Origin of the sequence: Pseudomonas sp. GD03903 (assembly GCF_029840045.1) — a bacterium.
Taxonomy (GTDB): domain Bacteria; phylum Pseudomonadota; class Gammaproteobacteria; order Pseudomonadales; family Pseudomonadaceae; genus Pseudomonas; species Pseudomonas pseudonitroreducens.
On the sequence record NZ_JAOCBT010000004.1, the window covers coordinates 233,043 to 249,911 of the forward strand.

A 16,869-nucleotide genomic window follows, 5' to 3' on the forward strand; every position below is an offset into this window, starting at 1 on the left:
TGTATACTGTGTATACAGCGTAAACGGAGCTGTTCAAAAAGTGACCACCGTTGTTTCGTTCCGCGCCGATGACGCCCTGGTGGCAGCGCTGGACCAACTGGCCCGCGCCACTCACCGGGATCGGCCGTATCACCTGCGCCAGGCCCTGGCGCAGTACCTCGAGCGCCAGAGCTGGCACGTGGCGGCCATCGATGAAGGCGTGGCGGATGCCGATGCCGGCCACCTGCTCGCGCACGCCGCCATCGAAGCCAAGTGGGGCCTGGCATGAGCCTGCAGTGGACGCACAAGGCGGCGGCCGACCTGGACGCCATATACGACCACTACGTCGTACTGATCGGCCCGGAGAAGGCTCTGCGAGCCATCCAGGACATCGTCGAGCAGGTGAGCCCGCTGGCGAACCTGGAGCAGAGCAGCAGCGGCGCGCCCAGCGAGGTTCCGGGCGTGCGCGAATTGGCGGTCGAGCGCTGGCCATACCAGGCCGCATTCCGGGTAAAAGGCCGTTCTGTACAGATTTTGCGCATCGACCGTGTGGATAACCCGGGGTAAAAGTGGCCGCATGGTTACAAGATGTTTCAAAGTATTGACTTTGTCATTTGCTCAAAAAGCATCCAAATTAACGCAAGCAGGTACAGCAGTCTTTCTATCAACCAGTTTTGGCCATATGGATATTATGTGACCGCAAACCTCACATGCAGTCATCCAGGCTGAGCGACGCCTGGCTTTTTCCAGGCAACAAAAAACCCGGCCTTGGCCGGGTTTTTTCGTTTTTGGCGCTTTCGCCTGCGCTATCAGGCGGCTTGCCAGTTCACCGGCAGTTGGCCTTCTTTCCAGGCAAAGCGATCGAGGTGGCTGACCACCACGTTCTGCAGGCGCTCGAGGCCTTCCGCATCGGCGGACTCTGCCTCCATCAGCAAGGCTTCAGGCGTTGCCTGCAGGCGGCAGGTGCCGAATTCGAAGGTCAGCACGCCGCGGTCTTCAGTCAGTTCGACCGGCAACTTGTGGGCGAAGTGGTTGCACAGGCGCTTGAGGTAGCGCGCGGCATCGGGGGTAGTAACGGTGGCACGGCTCGAAGGCATCTTTTCTCTTCTCCATTTTGGGAGATGACATCCTAGGCGCCGGCAATCAAGGGAAAAACCCGCTATTTTGCCTTTCACTCTTTAGCGGAGCTTCACAATGGACAATCTTCGCGGCATGGCGGTATTTGCCACCGTGGTCGCGCGCGGCTCCATGGCCGCCGCAGCGGAAGCGCTGGGCATGACGCCTTCGGCAGTCAGCCAGCAGATCCGCAAGCTCGAAGCCCACGCGCAGGTCACGTTGCTGCACCGCACCACCCGCAAGCTGACCCTCACCGAGGCGGGCGAAGCCTTCTACCGCAGTTGCGCGCAGATGCTGGCGATTGCCGAAGAGGCCGAGCAGCGCCTGGGCGAATGGCGCGAGGCGCCGGTGGGTGAGCTGCGCCTGGCAGCGCCGGTGGGTTTCTCCGGCAAGCTGATCACCGAGGCGCTGCGCCCGCTGCTGGAGAACCATCGCCAATTGCGCCTGCAACTGTTCTTCCACGACGAGCAGATCGACCTGATCGAGCAGCGCATCGACCTGGCGATTCGGGTTGGCAGCCTGTCCGACTCCAGCCTGGTGGCGCGGCACCTGGCCGAGTGGAACAACGTCATCTGTGCCGCGCCTGCCTATCTGCGCCGGATGCCGGCCATCGACCATCCGCAGCAGCTGCAGGGCGTCGACTGGCTGGCGCTGAACACCGTGGCGCATCAGGCCTACCTGAACTTCAGCGGGCCGGGCGGGGAGAGCTGCAAGCTGCGGCTCGAGGCGCGCGTGGCCGCCAACAGCATGATTGCCCTGCGCCAGTTCACCCTCGACGGCCTCGGCGTTTCCGCCCAACCGGAGCCGGAGGTGCGCGAGGCACTGGAGGAGGGCAGGCTGGTGCGCCTGCTGCCGGAGTGGTCGCTGCCGCCGTTCGGCATCTACGCCGTGACCCCGCGCCGCGATGCGCAGCCGGCCAAGGTGAAAGTCGCCATCGAGGCACTGCGCCGGCATCTCGGCGGCTCGACCACGCTGCGCTTCCACGCGCCGGTATGAGGCGCGCTACCATGGCCCTCTTGATGCCCGGAGTGAACACGACATGGCCCTGAACTGGACCTGCAAGCACCACCGCGACCTGACCAAGGAAGAGCTCTACGCCGTCCTGCAACTGCGCACCGAAGTCTTCGTGGTGGAACAGAAATGTCCTTACCAGGAAGTCGATGGCCTGGACCTGATCGGCGACACCTGCCATCTGATGGTGGAGCAGGGCGGCCAGCTGATCGGCTACCTGCGCCTGCTCGACCCGCAGCAGCACGACGGCGACGTAGTGATCGGCCGCGTGGTGATCGCCCCGCAGGGCCGCGGCACCGGCCTTGGCCACCAGCTGATGGAACAGGCGCTACAGGCCATCGCCCAGCGCTGGCCGGGGCTGCCGGTATACCTCTCGGCTCAGGCGCATCTGCAGGGCTACTACGGTCGCTATGGCTTCACGCCGGTGACCGAGGTCTACCTGGAAGACGACATCCCGCATATCGGGATGCGTCGCGTCGCCTGAATCAGGCCGGGTAATGCCGGCCAAGGAAGTCGCCCAGCAGGGCGTTGACCCGCTCCGGCTGCTGGCTCTGAATCCAGTGGCCGCAGTTCTCCAGCACATGCTGTTCGAGGTTGGGCACGTGCTCGGGCATGCGCTGTACGGTGTAGGCCTCGAAACGGCCCACCGGGTCGCGGTCGCCGATCAGGAACAGCGTCGGCTGCTCGACCTTGCGCCCGGCCAGCGGCTCGGTGCGCTGCCAACTGCGCTCGAAGTTGCGGTACCAGTTGAGCGCGCCATGGAAACCACGACCCTCGAAGGTCCGCACATACCACTGGAAGTCTTCGGCGCTGCACCAGCTCGGGTGCGCCGGCGGCGGTGGCAGGCCGTCGAACAGGCGGCCATCGGGGGACTGCTCGGGAGCCAGGCGCACGTTGTCGCCGAGGAAGTGGCGCAGGCTCAGCGCGACGTCCGCATCCAGCTCGGCCTCTGCGCGGCCGGGCTGCTGGAAGTAGAGGATGTAGAAGAACCTGTCGGCGAACACCTCGCGCATGATTTCCACCGGCGGGCGTTTCGCCCGGCCGGCGAAGGGCACCGAGAGCGTCGCCAGGACCTCCACGCGCTGCGGCTCCAGCAGCGCCAGGTGCCACGCCACCGGCGCCCCCCAGTCATGGCCAAGCATCGCCACGCGCTCATGCCCCAGCGCGTCCATGGCGCCCTGGATGTCCGCGCAGAGCGTCAGCACGTCGTAGGCGTCCACCTCCTGCGGCGCGCTGCTCTGGCCGTAACCACGCATCTCCGGGACGAACACCCGGTAGCCGGCAGCGGCGAGGGCGCGCATCTGGTGCTGCCAGGAATGCCAGCACTCGGGAAAACCGTGCAGCATCCACACCGCTTTGCCGTCCGCCGGGCCGCAGCTGTAGAGGCTGAGCTGGATGCCGTTGACCGCCAGCAACTGGTGTTCGAAGTCGTTCATGGCACGCGCTCCCGCAAAGTGTGAGCTTCACTATGCCAAGCCCGGCGCCTCGGTCGAACCCTATTCACCAGGCGAATGAACAGACCTTCCAGCCGGCGCAACGGCGCAGGCAAGGCTGGATAATCCCCGGCGCCGCCAACGACACAAGCAAGGAAGAAACCTCGTGAGACGCCAGCCCTCTGCTCAGCTCTGCGCGGAACTCGATGCCATCCTGCGGGCCGAACTTCGCGCCGGCAACCAGCTCGGCGAAGGCCCTGTGCGCACCGACTGGCCGCAGCCCGGGTCGAACTACGCGGCCCTGCGGGATAGCCTGAAAACCCGCGCGCCTGGTGACTCCGGCCCCGTTCGCCACTCGATCTGCCGCGATCCGCACTACGGCTGGAACGACGAATGCTACTGCGAATTGCACGGCGACCTGCTGGTCGCGGGCAGCACGCAACGCCCCTGACCACAGGCCTACGAAAAGCCTTGCAATCTGTCGATAAAAAACAGCATCGTATTCTGCACAGCGAAACATGATTCCGTAAAACAAGATAAAGACGGAGCACAGCATGTCAGAAGCGGTACAGCTCGAACGCCGGGGTGAGATTGCCCTGGTGACGGTCGACAACCCACCGGTGAACGCCCTCGGACACGCCGTCCGCGCCGGGCTGCTCGCCGCCTTCCAGCAGGCCGAGGCCGATCCGCAGGTGCGCGCGGTGGTACTGGTGTGTTCCGGGCGCACCTTCATGGCCGGCGCCGATATCCGCGAGTTCGGCAAACCGCCGCAGGCGCCGTCACTGCCGGAAGTGGTCGAGATCATCGAAGGTGCGACCAAGCCGAGCGTCGCGGTGATCCACGGCACCGCCCTGGGCGGCGGCCTGGAAGTGGCGCTGGCCTGCCATTACCGCATTGCCCGCCGCGACGCCCAGCTCGGCCTGCCGGAAGTGAAGCTCGGTCTGCTCCCCGGTGCCGGCGGCACCCAGCGTCTGCCGCGCCTGGCCGGTGTGGAAAAGGCGCTGGACATGATCGTCTCCGGCACGCCGATCCGCGCGCCGGAAGCCCTCGAATTCAATGTCGTCGAAGAGCTCATCGACGGCGACCTGGTCGAAGCCGGCCTCGCCTTCGCCCAGCGCCTGCTGGCAGACGGCAAGGGCCCCCGCCGCACCGGCGAGCGTAACGAGCGCGTGCAGGAAAGCGGCCTCGCCGAGGCGATCGCGCACAAGCGCGGCGAAGTGCAGAAGCGCCTGCCCGGCCAGTTCTCTCCGCTGCGCTGCATCGACGCGGTAGAAGCCGCCACCCAACTGCCATTGCGCGAGGGGCTCGCCCGCGAGCGCGAACTCTTCCAGCAATGCATGCAATCGCCACAGCGCGCCGCGCAGATTCACGCCTTCTTCGCCGAGCGCGAAGCGGCCAAGGTCGAAGGCCTCGCGCCCGCGACTCAACCGCGCGAGGTACGCAGCGCCGCAGTGATTGGCGGCGGGACCATGGGCGTCGGCATCGTCCTGTGCTTTGCCAACGCGGGCATCCCGGTGCAACTGCTGGAGGTGAACGACGAAGCCCTGCAACGCGGCCTCGACCGCGCCCGCAGCCTGTACGCCGCCAGCGTGGCGCGCGGCAGCCTGGGCGCCGAGGAGATGGAGCGGCGCATGGGCCTGATCAGTGGCGTACTCGATTACGCCGCGCTGGGCGACGTGGACGTGGTGGTCGAAGCGGTGTTCGAAAGCCTCGACGTGAAGCGCCAGGTCTTCGAGCAACTGGACGCCGTGTGCAAACCCGGCGCAGTCCTCGCCAGCAACACCTCCTCGCTGGACCTGGACGAAATCGCCGCCTTCACGAAGCGTCCGCAGGACGTGGTCGGCCTGCACTTCTTCAGCCCGGCCAACGTCATGCGCCTGCTCGAAGTGGTGCGCGGCAGGGCCACCGCGGACGCCGTGCTGGCCACCGCCATGCAGCTGGGCAAGCGCCTGAAGAAAGTCTCGGTGGTAGTCGGCGTGTGCGACGGTTTCGTCGGCAACCGCATGATCTTCCAGTACGGCCGCCAGGCCGAGTTCCTGCTGGAGGAGGGCGCCACACCCGCACAGGTGGACCGCGCGCTGCGCACCTTCGGCATGGCCATGGGGCCGCTGGCGGTGCGCGATCTGTCGGGCCTCGACATCAGCCACGCGATCCGCTCGCGCCAGCGACCGAACCTGAAACCCGGCCAGACCCTGCCGACTGTGCTCGACCACCTGATCGCCGCCGGCATGCTCGGGCAGAAGACCGGCACCGGCTTCTACCAGTACGGCGAGGGCGGCCGCGCCCCGCAGGACAACCCGGCGCTGCCGGCCATGCTCGAGCAGGCTGCCGCCGAACGCGGCATCACTCGCGCGCCGCTCGGGGATGAAGAGATCGTCGAGCGCTGCATCTACGCGCTGATCAACGAGGCGGCGAACATCCTCGACGAAGGCATCGCCCAGCGCGCCAGCGACGTTGATGTGATCTTCCTCAACGGCTACGGCTTCCCCGCCTGGCGCGGCGGCCCGCTGTTCCATGCCGACAGCGTCGGCCTCGCCCACGTGCTCGAACGAATCCGCGAGTTCCACCAGCGCCTCGGCGCGTGGTGGAAACCCGCGCCGCTACTCGAATGCCTGGTGGCCGAAGGCCGCCGCTTCGCCGATCTCTGAGGACCTGCCATGGACATCCATTTCACCCCCGACGAACTGGCCTTCCGCGATGAAGTCCGCGCCTTCCTCGAAGCCAGATTGCCCAAGGACATCGCCACCAAGGTGCGCCTGGGCAAGCACCTGAACAAGGGCGACCACCAGCGCTGGCAGCGCGTGCTCACCGAGCAGGGCTGGTACGCCACGCACTGGCCGGAGGAGTACGGCGGCACCGGCTGGAACGCCGTGCAGAAGCACATCTTCGAAGAGGAATGCGCCGCCTTCGGCGCCCCGCGCACCATCCCCTTCGGCGTCAACATGGTCGCCCCGGTGCTCATCAGGTTCGGCACGCCCGAGCAGCAGGCGCACTACCTGCCGCGCATCCTCGACGGCAGCGACTGGTGGTGCCAGGGCTACTCCGAGCCGGGCGCCGGCTCCGACCTCGCTTCGCTGAAGACCCGCGCGGTGCGCGACGGCGAGCACTACGTGGTGAACGGCCAGAAGACCTGGACCACCCTCGGCCAGCACGCCGACTGGATCTTCTGCCTGGTGCGCACCGACCCCGAGGCGCAGCAGCAGCGTGGCATCAGCTTCCTGCTGATCGACATGCAGACGCCGGGTATCACCGTGCGCCCGATCATCACCCTGGACGGCGAGCACGAGGTCAACGAAGTCTTCTTCGACAACGTGCGCGTGCCGGTAGAAAACCTCGTCGGTCGCGAGAACGAAGGCTGGACCTGCGCCAAGTACCTGCTCACCTACGAGCGCACCGGCCTGGCCGGCATCGGAGCGTCCAAGGCGGTGCTCGCGCACCTCAAGCGCGTGGCCAGCCGTGAGCTCTGCGACGGCAAGCCGATGCTCGAAGACCCACTGTTCCGCGCCCAGGTGGCGGAGGTGGAGATGCAGCTGATGGCCATCGAGATGAGCACCCTGCGCATCCTCGCTGCTGCCCGCGAAGGCGGTGTGCCGGGCGCGGAAAGCTCGATCCTGAAGGTGAAGGGTACGGAGATCCGCCAGGCTATCAGCCACCTGCTGCGCAAGGTACTCGGCCCCTACGCGCTGCCCTTCATCGAAGACGAATTCGAGCTGGGCGCCGAGCCGCTGCACGCGGACTATTCGGCGGCGCCCGCCAGCCAGTACTTCAACCTGCGCAAGCTGTCGATCTTCGGCGGCTCCAACGAAATCCAGAAGAACATCGTCTCGAAGATGATTCTCGAACTGTGAGGGGCTGAGCATGGACTTCAAACTGAGCGAAGAGCAGCAGATGCTGCAGGACACCGCGGCGCGCCTGGTGCGCGACGCCTATCCGTTCGACAAGCGCGAGGGCTTCAGCCAGAGCGAGCGCGGCTACAGCGTCGAGTTCTGGCGCCAGCTCGGCGAGCTGGGGCTGACTTCGGTGTCGTTGCCGGAAGGCCACGGCGGCTTCGGCGGCGGCGTCGAGAGCATGCTGGTGCTCACCGAACTGGGCCGCGGCCTGTGCCTGGAGCCGTACCTGCAATCGGTGGTGCACGCCGGCGGCCTGATCGCCCAGTTGGGCAGCGATGCACAGAAGGATCATTGGTTGCCGCGCATCGCCAGCGCCGAGGCGCAATTGGCCGTCGCGCTGGAAGAGCGGCAAAGCCATTACCAGTTGCACGATGTGCAGACCCGCGCGGAACAGGCCGGAGGCGGCTGGCAACTCAGCGGCCGCAAGGCGGTGGTGATCGGCGGGCAGAGCGCCACGGCGATCCTCGTCTCGGCGCGGGTGTCCGGCAATGGGCGGGACGAGGCGGGCATCGGCCTGTTTCTCATCGACCCGCAGCAGGCCGGCGTCAGCCGCCGCGAGTATCCGACCGTGGACGGCCAGCGCGCCTGCGAGCTGTTCCTCGACGGCGCCCTCGGCGAAGCCCTCGGCACGCCGGGTGACGCGCTACCGGCGCTGCGTTACCAGCAGGGCCGCGCCATCGCCGCGCAATGCGCCGAAGCCCTCGGCAGCCTGCAGGAAGCCTGCGCGCTGACCCTGGACTACCTGAAGACGCGCAAGCAGTTCGGCATCCCCATCGGCAAGTTCCAGGTGCTGCAGCACCGCATGGTGGACATGCGCAGCGAGCTGGAACAGGCCACCAGCATGGCGATCCTCGCCGCCTGCGTCGCCGACCAACCCGACAGCGCCGAGCGCAGCCGCACCCTGGCGGCGGCCAAGTTCATCGTCACCCGGGCGGCACGCTACGTGGCCGAGCAGGCGATCCAGCTGCACGGTGGCATCGGCATGACCTGGGAATACGTCCTCGCACACCACGCCAAGCGGCTGGTGATGCTCAGCCACCAGCTGGGCGATGACGATCATCACCTGAAGGTTTATGCGGGGTTGATGGAGGTGGCGTAACTAACACGCCAGCCCTTGCAGGAGCGAGCTTGCTCGCGAACCGCCCGGCATCGGAGCTGCCGGCAAGTCTCTTCGCGAGCAAGCTCGCTCCTACAGGAAAAGCCTGCCCCGCGTCCTGAGTCGGGCTCGGGCTTTTGCTTTCGAAGGCTTCCAGAGAAGCGTCCGCACACACCGAACCGCCCCTTTCAGCAGGCCTCGTTGAAGCGGAGCTTCAGGGGTTGAGCGACATGGATGTCGCGAGAGCCACGACGGGCCAGGGATGGCCCGCCGTGGCGGGCCCCTGAAACTTCGCTTCGACGAGGGAATTTTTCGCCTAGGCGAAAAACCGGATGGAGGGGCAAGACTTTTTGGTTCCTTTTGTGGCGTTTGACAAAAGGAACTCGCCGAGAGGCGAAACCAAATCCATCAGCACACGCCGAAGCGGCGCAGAAACACCCAACGGAAAGCATCGCGGAGAAACTCAGGCCCCGAGGCTCTCGATATCCCGCGCCAGAATCTCCAGCTCATGGGCCAGCGACCCGCGCAGCGTTTCTTCGCTGAGCTGGAACGACGGCGCCCCGCAGGTCAGCGCCATCAGCCCACCGTCGGCCAGGCGCAACGGCACACCCGCCGCGCGCACGTTGCGGTCCCAGTCGCCCAGCGACAGGCAGAAGCCATGCTCGTAATACTCCTCGAAGGAGGCATCGAGCGAAGCACGCATCACCGACCAATCGCCTTCGTGACGCTCCTGCAGCGCCGACAGCAAGTGCTCGCGCTCCTGTTGCGGGGTCGCGGCGAGATAGGCGCGGCCAGCAGCGGTGGTGGCCAGCGGCAGGCGTACGCCGGCGTCCATGCGCAGGGACGTGGCTTCCGGTGGGCGGCAGTTTTCCACGTAGATCATCGATAGCCAGTCGCGGCAGGTCAGGCCCACCGTGGTGTTGGTGCGGCGGGCAAAGGCGTCCATGTACGGCTTGGCCAGCTGGCGCACGCGCAGGTTGGAAACGTACGCGTAACCCAGCGCCAGCACGCCGGAATCGAGCTGGTACTTCTCGTGCTGCTGCGAGTAGCAGAGGTAGCCCAGCTGGGTCAGGGTATAGGTCATGCGCGACACCGTAGCCTTGGGCAGGCCGGTGATCCGCGAGATTTCCTGGTTGCCGAGCACCACCGAGCCGTGGGTGAAGGCGCGCAGCACGTCCAGTCCGCGGGCCAGCGCCTCGACGTACTTGCGGTCCTTGGGGTTGCTGCTGTCTTCGACGTCGTCGCTCATGGGGCCTCGGCGGGGTATTCGGGTGGACGTGCGCCGCGCGCGGCGCGGGCGAACGATAGCAGATCGAGCGCATTCCCCGCAGCGCTCCGGGCCTGCTCGTTGCGCCAGGCAAGCCTATCGCATACCATCAATTTCGACACGCTGTTTCACTGTGCAGAACAACAATTCGAAGCTCAGAGAAAAAGTACGGAGAAGTCGATGCCTGCCATTGCGACCGGATACGTGGCCAGCGAGATCGCCCGCCACGCCTACGAGAACCTGTACGACCTGCTGCAACGTGCCTCCCGCGAATTCCCCGAACGCCACGCGTTCTCCTGTGGCGACAGCCATCTCAGCTTCGCCGAACTGGAGCGCCAGGCCGACGCCTTCGCCCGCTACCTGCGCCACCACGCCGGGCTGCAACCCGGCGACCGCCTGGCGCTGATGCTGCCCAATTCCCTGCAGTACCCCATCGCCACCTTCGGCGCGCTGAAGGCCGGCGTGGTGCTGGTGAACACCAACCCGCAGTACACCGCCAGCGAGCTGCGCCACCAATTGGCCGACTCCGGCGCCAGCGCCGTATTGCTGCTCGACCGCCTGCTGCCGCTGTTGCGCGGCGTACAGGCGCACAGCGAGGTGCGGCAGATCCTGCTGACCTCGATCGACGACCTGGAGCGCCCGCAGCTCGACAGCGACGAAGCCGACTGCACGCGCTTCCAGCAGGCCCTGCGCCTGGGCGCCGAGGCGCCGCCGGTGGCCATCGAGCCGGGGCTGGATCGCCTTGCGCTGCTGCAATACACCGGCGGCACCACCGGCGTCTCCAAGGGCGCGATGCTCAGCCACCGCAGCCTGATCGCCAACGTCGTGCAGACCCTGGAACTGTTCCTGCGCCCCGGCCTGCTGGAACCCGCCAGCGACGTGCGCATCGCGCCGCTGCCGCTCTACCACATCATGGCGTTCTCGACGAACCTGCTGTCCTCGGTGGGCATGGGCCTGCACACGGTGTTCATCCGCGACGGTCGTAACCTCGACGAGATCATCGGCGCGATGCGCCGCTATCCCTTCACCCTGATGAGCGGGATCAACACCCTGTTCGTCGGCCTGATGAACCACCCGGATTTCGCCGCCGTCGACTTCAGCCACCTGAAGTGGGTGACCTCCGGCGGCGCGCCGCTGAACCGCGAAGTGGGCCGGCGCTGGGAGGCCGCGACCGGCGCGCCGGTGCGCGAGGGCTTCGGCCTCACCGAGGCGTCGCCGGTGGTTTCCACCGGTACGCTGCACAGCCCCTACCGCGAGGGTTACGTCGGCCAGGCGCTGGTGGATACCGAACTGCGCACCGTGGACGAGGAGGGCAACGATACCGGCCCGGACCAGCCTGGCGAGCTGTGGCTGCGCGGCCCGCAGGTGATGCAGGGCTACTGGCAGCGTCCGGAGGAGAGCGCCCAGGTACTGACCGGCGATGGCTGGCTGAAGACCGGCGACATCGCCGAACTGGACGCCAACGGCATGTTGAAGATCGTCGACCGCAAGAAGGACATGATCCTGGTCTCCGGCTTCAACGTGTTCCCCAACGAAGTGGAAGACGTGGTGATGCGCCACCCCGGCGTGCGCGAATGCGTGGCCATCGGTGTGCCGGACGAGCGCAAGGGCGAGTCGGTGAAGCTGTTCGTCAGCCTCAAGGACGAATCGCTGGCGCCGGCGCAGATCATCGCCCACTGCCGCGAGCACCTCACCGGCTACAAGGTGCCGAGCTTCGTCGAGGTGCTCGACGAACTGCCCAAGACCAGCGTCGGCAAGCTGCTGCGCCGTCAGCTGCGCGACCTCGAGCTGGCGAAAAGGACCACCGCGTGAGCCCAGCGTCTATGGTTGAAGCAGGTTCGCACGACGAGACCCGCCGCATGACCGAGTCCTTCAACCGTATCGGCGTCATCGGCGCTGGCGCCATGGGCCGTGGCATCGCCCAGTTGTTCGCCGGCGCCGGCCTGCCGGTGCGCCTGTACGACAGCAACCCGCAGAGCGTGGAGCAGGCGCTGGCCTTCAACCGCGAACTGCTCGAGCGCGCAGTGGCCAAGGGCAAGCTCAGCCCGGAGGCGCTGGTGGCGACGATGCAGCGCCTGTTACCCACCCACAGCCTCGATGAGCTGGCCGATTGCGACCTGCTGATCGAGGCCATCATCGAGGACCTCGGCGCCAAGCAGGCGCTGCTCGCGGAGCTGGAAAAGCGCGTGGCACCGGACGCCGTGCTCGCCAGCAACACCTCATCGCTGTCGGTGACTCGCATCGCCGCGCGCTGCCGGCATCCGGAGCGGGTCGCGGGCTTCCATTTCTTCAACCCGGTGACGCTGATGCGCATCGTCGAAGTGGTGCGCGGCCAGCGCACCGACGAGTCGGTGGTGCGCCGCCTGAGTCGGCTGGCGGAGCAGGCCGGGCACTTCCCGGCGATGTCACCGGACAGCCCCGGCTTCATCGTCAACCACGCCGGCCGCGCCTTCAGCACCGAGGCGCTGCGCATACTCGGCGAAGGCATAGCCACGCCGGCGCAGATCGACCGCATCCTGCGCGACGGCGTGGGCTTCCGCATGGGGCCCTTCGAACTGCTCGACCTGACCGGCCTGGACGTCTCCCACGCGGTGATGGAGTCGCTCTACCAGCAGTTCTACCAGGACCCGCGCTACACCCCGTCGCCGCTGGCCGCGCAACGTGTCGCCGGTGGCCTGCTCGGGCGCAAGAACGGCGAAGGCTTCTACCGCTATCACGACGGCCAGCCGGTGCGTGAGCCCGAGGAACAGCACGAAGCCGTGCTGCTCAATCGTCCGTACTGGCTCGATAGCCAGGACCCGGAGCTGCGCCACCGCGTGGCCGCCATCCTGACCCTTGGCGGCGTGGTGCTGGAGACCAGCGAAGCCCCATCGTCCCGTGCCATCTGCCTGGTCACCCCGCTGGGCGTGGACGCCAGCACCCGCATCGACGCACTCGGCCTGCCGCCTGATCGCAGCCTGGCGCTGGAAACCTTCAGCGAACTCGACCGCCGCCGCGTGCTGATGCGCCAGCCGGCGCTCGACCCGGCGCTGGAGGCCCAGGCCCGCCAGGCACTGGGCAGCGACGGCGTGCCGGTGGAGGTGATCAACGACTCACCCGGCTTCATCTGCCAGCGAGTGGTCGCCGGCATCGTCAACCTGGGCTGCGAGATCGCCCAGCGCGGCATCGCCACGCCCGTAACGCTGGACCGCGCGGTGCAACTGGCGCTGGGTTATCCGTTCGGCCCGCTGGCGTTCGGCGAGCACTATGGCGCGGCACGCATCCTCACCATCCTTCAGGGCTTGCAGGCCTGCTACGGCGAAGCGCGCTACCGGCCCAGCCCCTGGCTGCGCCGCCGGGTGCAGCTGGACTTGCCGTTGCATAGCCCGGATCGGGCGGAGTGATTGCGCGGAAAGCCTGACCGGCATCGACGCCGACAGTAGCCTGTAGGAGCGAGCTTGCTCGCGAACGGATTTCCCGGCAGCTCCGGTATTGGCCGGTTCGCGAGCAAGGAACCAGGCATCCCCCTCGCTCCTGCGAACAGCGATGGCGCCGTCAGAACGCCAGGTGCCGCCCCGCCATCAGTTGCTCCAGCGCCGCCTTGCGCTGCGCCGGCGGCAGCGCGCCAAGCCTTTCCACCCGCACATAGAACGCCGGCCAGTTACCACCCACCTGGCCGAACAGCGCGGCGAAGGCTGGCACCCACTGGTCGTAGAGGCCGAAGGGCAGCAACTTGGCGTTGTTCAGCGGGCCGTTGACCCAGGCATCGAACGGCGCCTTGCCGCCCCAGTCCTGATCACGCATCTGTGCATAGTCGTGGCGCAGGCGCTCGAACTCGGCGACCTTGCCGGCGCGCTTCTGCGCGTCGCTGCGCGGGCTGGCGTAGAGCGCCTGCAGGCGCTCACGGGTGTCCAGTACAAGCTGGGTGAAGCGCTTGCGTTGTTCGGCCAGCAGCGCCGACTCGTCCGGCAGATGGCGCGCAGCGCGCCAGCGGCGGCCGCCCTCGGCCTCGACAAAGGAGGCGTAGGACTCATTGAAGGCCGTGTCGCCAGGCAGGTAGAACTTCTGGTGCGCCAGCTCGTGGAAGATCGTCTCGGCCAGGCGCTGGTCGCCCCAGCGCATCATGCTGCTGAGGATCGGATCGTCGAACCAGCCCAGCGTCGAATAGGCCTCCACGCCACCCACGTAGACATCCAGCCCCTGCTCCTGCAAGCGCTTCGCCTCGGCCTGTGCGCCCTTGTCGCCGTAATAGCCGCGATAGGCCACGCAGCCGGCAATGGGGAAGCAGTGGGTCAGCGGCTGCAACGACAGCTCCGGCGTGGCGAACACGTTCCACACCACGTTGGGCCGGTGGATATCCGCATAGAGGCGGTAGCTCTGGTTGTCCGGCAGGCCCAGCTCGGCGCTGGCGAAGGCGCGGGCCTCCTGGGACAGCTCCAGGCGCTGGCGCAAGGCCGGGTCGCGGGTCGGGTCGGCGAGCACCTCGGCCACCGGTTCGCGGGCGGCGAGCAGGCGCAACTGGCCATCGGCCAACTGGCCGTAGTAACTCACCGTGGAGCAACCGCTCAGCGCCCAGATCGCCAGGCAGGGAACCCAGCGGCACAGGCGGCGGTCGAGTGTCGGGACAAGAAGGCGGAAGGGCATGCGCGGAACATAGCACAGCGCCTGGTCCGCTCGCCGCTGCCCCCTTCGACCAGGAGTTTCCCCGATGCGCGCCCTCCTTATTCCTGCCGGCCTGCTCGCCCTGAGCGGCTGTTCGCTGCTGATGCCCCAGCCGGACCCGAACCGCGCCTGGGTCGATCTGGACACCAACAGCCAGAGCGACCTGGCAGCCATGGAAGTGGACAACAAGGAGTGGTCGAGCACGCGCTACTTCGAGGTCGACCCGGGCTCCCATGAATTGCGCGTGCGCTTCCAGTTCCAGGTCGAGCCGGTGGACATCGGCCCGGTGGACGAGGCGCTGTGGCGCGATTGCGAGATGACGGTGCAGTACAAGGAATTCGGCGCCGGCCAGCGTTACCGCCTGGAGACCGGCAGCATCGGCTTCCGCCCCTGGGCCAAGCTCTACGACGCCCAGGGCGGCGAGATCGCCCGCGGCCGCGAGCGGGGCTGCGCCAAAGCCTGAGCGGGGTATGCTGTGGGATGAGCCCATCCCATGGTGAATCTTCATGCGCCCGCACTACCTGCCCGGCCTCATTTCCCTGAGTTTCGCCCTGCTCGCCGGCTGCGCCAGCCCGCTGCCGGCCCATGACCCGCAAATGGCCTGGGTCGACCTCTACACCGCGGCGGGGAGGACGCTGATGGCCGAACGGCTGGACGGCCAGTCGGTGAACGACGGCCGCTTCTACCAGGTCACGCCGGGGCGCCATGAGCTGCTGGTGCGCTTCCAGTACGAAATCCCCAGCGGTGGCGGCATGGGCGCGATGAGCGACCCTTCGGAGCTGACCTGCCGGGTCACGGTGACCTACGACCACTTCGCCGCCGGCCAGCGCTACCACCTGGAACTGCGCCCGCAATTGCGCAGCGCCCTGGCCTTGCTGACCGACGCCAATGGCCAACTGGTGGCGAAGACGGATTTCCAGGGCGCGGTGCGCTGCGGGCCGTTCTGAGCCGCCACCAGCAGGCGGGGCGACGGCTGGGGCGCTGCCGTTGCCTGCTCGCTTCTCCGTTGCAGCAGCCTGTCGTACAGTCACGCTCCCAGTGAGCGGAGCCTCGCGAACACATGCACACGCTGCTCGACTTCAAGGAAGAAGCACTGGCCGAGTACCTGAACTCGGCTCTGCGCCGACACGGTCTGGACTCCTACGTCTTCAATGTCGGTGTCGCCGCCGACGGCAGTCCGCTGTTCTCCATCGCCTGCCCCAATGTGAGCGAGATGAGCCAGGCGCGATACCTGATCTACACCAGCACGGAGTTCATCCGCGATATCCACCCCGAGGCCGCCGAAGTACTCTGGAAAATCCGCTGGGGAGCTCGGCGCAAGGGCCGCCAGATGCTGCTCAAGCTGCTGACGTCCAGACCAGCCCTGGTGTTCTCGGCGCTGGCCCTGGGCGCGGCCGCAGTGGGTTACCTGCTGGATCTGTAGACGCGCGCCGGGAGTGCTCCTGCGCTCAGCTGTCGTTCTTCTGGTAGATAATCCGCCGCTGCCCGTTGTCGCAGGTGCCGACCACCATGTTCGGGTCTTTCACCTCGGCCTTGTCCACGATTTCCAGGGTGTAGGAGGTCACCCCGGCGGCCTGGATCTTGGTCTCGATCTCGGCCTTGAGTTCCTCGCAGGGCTTCACCGCCGCCCAGCTCGCGCCGCTTGCCAGCAGCAGCGCCGCACCACTCGCCACGGCCCACTTCATCGTCATCTTCACATTCCCTCGTCAAAGCCCCACGGCGGGGCACCCTATCCTAACGGTGGACCACCGCCGCCGGACAGAGTGCCCGGCAGGCTCATGCGAGGCTGGCGTCGAGGGTGATGCGCGCGTTGAGCAGGCGCGATACCGGGCAACCGGCCTTGGCTTTGTCGGCGATAGCCTGGAAGGTCTGCGCATCGGCGCCCGGCACCTTGGCCTTCAGGGTCAGGTGCACGGCGGTGATGGTGAAGCCATCGGTGAGTTTTTCCAGGCTGACCTCGGCCCGGGTGTCGATGCTTTCCGCGGTCAGGCCGGCCTCGCCGAGCATCATCGACAGGGCCATGGAGAAGCAGCCGGCATGGGCTGCGCCGATCAGCTCCTCAGGGTTGGTACCCGGCTTGTCCTCGAAGCGCGTGTTGAAGCCGTAGGGTTGCGATTTCAGCGCGCCGCTTTCGGTGGAGATCGTGCCCTTGCCGTCCTTCAGGCCGCCCTGCCAGCGGGCCGATGCCGATTTCTTCATGTCGCGTCCTCCGCGTGGGTTGCTGTCAGGACGTTCGAGGCCGTGCAGGCACAGAGGGTTCAGCTTTTCGCGCACGGCGCAGTCATCAAGGACCTTGTAGGAGCGAGCTCGCTCGCGCACCCGCCCAGCCTCGACACCGCCGGTGAGCACTGTTCGCGAGCAAGCTCGCTCCTACACGGCGCCGGTGCATGAAAAAGGCCGGGCCCCTCACGAGTGCCCGGCCTGCCGGCGTTTGCC

The 16,869-nt window shown here is 67.0% G+C and carries 19 protein-coding genes; 13 read left to right on the top strand and 6 right to left on the bottom strand.

Annotated features, from left to right (window positions below; all coding sequences use genetic code 11):
- The first annotated feature begins 40 nt into the window (after positions 1 to 40).
- Together N5C91_RS08105 and N5C91_RS08110 are read left to right on the top strand one after the other, a co-directional pair.
- Positions 41 to 268, top strand: coding sequence for a CopG family ribbon-helix-helix protein (locus N5C91_RS08105; RefSeq protein ID WP_236201829.1), 228 nt, complete (start codon positions 41 to 43; stop codon positions 266 to 268).
- Positions 265 to 546, top strand: coding sequence for a type II toxin-antitoxin system RelE/ParE family toxin (locus tag N5C91_RS08110; RefSeq protein ID WP_279828911.1), 282 nt, complete (start codon positions 265 to 267; stop codon positions 544 to 546). Before N5C91_RS08105 ends, N5C91_RS08110 begins: the two co-directional genes overlap by 4 nt.
- A gap of 242 nt (positions 547 to 788) precedes the next feature.
- On the opposite strand, the gene N5C91_RS08115 is transcribed toward N5C91_RS08110, so the two are convergent.
- Positions 789 to 1,076 carry a DUF2218 domain-containing protein gene (locus N5C91_RS08115; protein ID WP_279828913.1) on the bottom strand — a complete coding sequence of 96 codons (288 nt, stop codon included), beginning with the start codon at positions 1,074 to 1,076 and terminating at the stop codon, positions 789 to 791.
- A gap of 97 nt (positions 1,077 to 1,173) precedes the next feature.
- Here N5C91_RS08115 and N5C91_RS08120 point away from each other — a divergent pair, with 97 nt between their 5' ends.
- Together N5C91_RS08120 and N5C91_RS08125 are read left to right on the top strand one after the other, a co-directional pair.
- The gene (locus N5C91_RS08120; protein ID WP_236201827.1) at positions 1,174 to 2,091 is read left to right on the top strand and encodes a LysR family transcriptional regulator; all 918 of its coding nucleotides are present in this window, start codon (positions 1,174 to 1,176) and stop codon (positions 2,089 to 2,091) included.
- 43 nt (positions 2,092 to 2,134) lie between these two features.
- Positions 2,135 to 2,590, top strand: a complete 456-nt coding sequence (locus N5C91_RS08125) for a GNAT family N-acetyltransferase (protein WP_279828916.1) — start codon at positions 2,135 to 2,137, stop codon at positions 2,588 to 2,590.
- A 1-nt stretch (position 2,591) separates the two neighbouring features.
- On the opposite strand, the gene N5C91_RS08130 is transcribed toward N5C91_RS08125, so the two are convergent.
- Positions 2,592 to 3,542 (bottom strand): alpha/beta hydrolase, encoded by a 951-nt coding sequence (locus N5C91_RS08130; RefSeq protein WP_279828919.1) that lies wholly within the window; start codon positions 3,540 to 3,542, stop codon positions 2,592 to 2,594.
- Positions 3,543 to 3,705: 163 nt separating this feature from the next.
- Here N5C91_RS08130 and N5C91_RS08135 point away from each other — a divergent pair, with 163 nt between their 5' ends.
- The 4 genes from N5C91_RS08135 (at position 3,706) to N5C91_RS08150 (ending at position 8,528) form a co-directional block, all read left to right on the top strand.
- Entirely contained in the window at positions 3,706 to 3,990 is a 285-nt protein-coding gene (locus N5C91_RS08135) for a hypothetical protein (protein WP_279828921.1), read from the top strand.
- 103 nt (positions 3,991 to 4,093) lie between these two features.
- Entirely contained in the window at positions 4,094 to 6,187 is a 2,094-nt protein-coding gene (locus tag N5C91_RS08140; protein WP_279828923.1) for a 3-hydroxyacyl-CoA dehydrogenase NAD-binding domain-containing protein, read from the top strand.
- 9 nt (positions 6,188 to 6,196) lie between these two features.
- The gene (locus tag N5C91_RS08145) at positions 6,197 to 7,387 is read left to right on the top strand and encodes an acyl-CoA dehydrogenase family protein (RefSeq protein WP_279828925.1); all 1,191 of its coding nucleotides are present in this window, start codon (positions 6,197 to 6,199) and stop codon (positions 7,385 to 7,387) included.
- A gap of 10 nt (positions 7,388 to 7,397) precedes the next feature.
- A complete protein-coding gene (locus tag N5C91_RS08150) occupies positions 7,398 to 8,528 on the top strand; it encodes an acyl-CoA dehydrogenase (protein ID WP_279828927.1) in 1,131 nt (376 codons plus the stop codon).
- A gap of 460 nt (positions 8,529 to 8,988) precedes the next feature.
- Here the strand turns inward: N5C91_RS08150 and N5C91_RS08155 are convergent, their stop codons facing one another.
- Positions 8,989 to 9,774 (bottom strand): IclR family transcriptional regulator, encoded by a 786-nt coding sequence (locus tag N5C91_RS08155; RefSeq protein ID WP_024763684.1) that lies wholly within the window; start codon positions 9,772 to 9,774, stop codon positions 8,989 to 8,991.
- A gap of 198 nt (positions 9,775 to 9,972) precedes the next feature.
- Between N5C91_RS08155 and N5C91_RS08160 the strand changes: the two genes are divergently transcribed.
- On the top strand, positions 9,973 to 11,604 hold the full coding sequence (locus N5C91_RS08160) for an AMP-binding protein (RefSeq protein ID WP_236201820.1): 1,632 nt from the start codon (positions 9,973 to 9,975) through the stop codon (positions 11,602 to 11,604).
- Positions 11,605 to 11,651: 47 nt separating this feature from the next.
- Positions 11,652 to 13,175 (top strand): 3-hydroxyacyl-CoA dehydrogenase, encoded by a 1,524-nt coding sequence (locus N5C91_RS08165; RefSeq protein WP_279828931.1) that lies wholly within the window; start codon positions 11,652 to 11,654, stop codon positions 13,173 to 13,175.
- A 151-nt stretch (positions 13,176 to 13,326) separates the two neighbouring features.
- On the opposite strand, the gene N5C91_RS08170 is transcribed toward N5C91_RS08165, so the two are convergent.
- On the bottom strand, positions 13,327 to 14,415 hold the full coding sequence (locus N5C91_RS08170; RefSeq protein WP_279828934.1) for an aminopeptidase: 1,089 nt from the start codon (positions 14,413 to 14,415) through the stop codon (positions 13,327 to 13,329).
- A 64-nt stretch (positions 14,416 to 14,479) separates the two neighbouring features.
- Here N5C91_RS08170 and N5C91_RS08175 point away from each other — a divergent pair, with 64 nt between their 5' ends.
- The 3 genes from N5C91_RS08175 to N5C91_RS08185 all read left to right on the top strand — a co-directional run bounded on the left by N5C91_RS08175 (position 14,480) and on the right by N5C91_RS08185 (position 15,856).
- Positions 14,480 to 14,896 carry a hypothetical protein gene (locus tag N5C91_RS08175; RefSeq protein ID WP_236172293.1) on the top strand — a complete coding sequence of 139 codons (417 nt, stop codon included), beginning with the start codon at positions 14,480 to 14,482 and terminating at the stop codon, positions 14,894 to 14,896.
- Positions 14,897 to 14,939: 43 nt separating this feature from the next.
- A complete protein-coding gene (locus N5C91_RS08180) occupies positions 14,940 to 15,380 on the top strand; it encodes a DUF2057 domain-containing protein (RefSeq protein WP_236172294.1) in 441 nt (146 codons plus the stop codon).
- 113 nt (positions 15,381 to 15,493) lie between these two features.
- On the top strand, positions 15,494 to 15,856 hold the full coding sequence (locus N5C91_RS08185) for a hypothetical protein (protein ID WP_279828938.1): 363 nt from the start codon (positions 15,494 to 15,496) through the stop codon (positions 15,854 to 15,856).
- A 25-nt stretch (positions 15,857 to 15,881) separates the two neighbouring features.
- Here the strand turns inward: N5C91_RS08185 and N5C91_RS08190 are convergent, their stop codons facing one another.
- Both N5C91_RS08190 and N5C91_RS08195 read right to left on the bottom strand, forming a co-directional pair.
- On the bottom strand, positions 15,882 to 16,118 hold the full coding sequence (locus N5C91_RS08190) for a DUF1161 domain-containing protein (protein ID WP_236172362.1): 237 nt from the start codon (positions 16,116 to 16,118) through the stop codon (positions 15,882 to 15,884).
- A gap of 91 nt (positions 16,119 to 16,209) precedes the next feature.
- Positions 16,210 to 16,632, bottom strand: a complete 423-nt coding sequence (locus N5C91_RS08195; RefSeq protein ID WP_279828939.1) for an OsmC family protein — start codon at positions 16,630 to 16,632, stop codon at positions 16,210 to 16,212.
- Between the last annotated feature and the right edge of the window lie 237 nt (positions 16,633 to 16,869).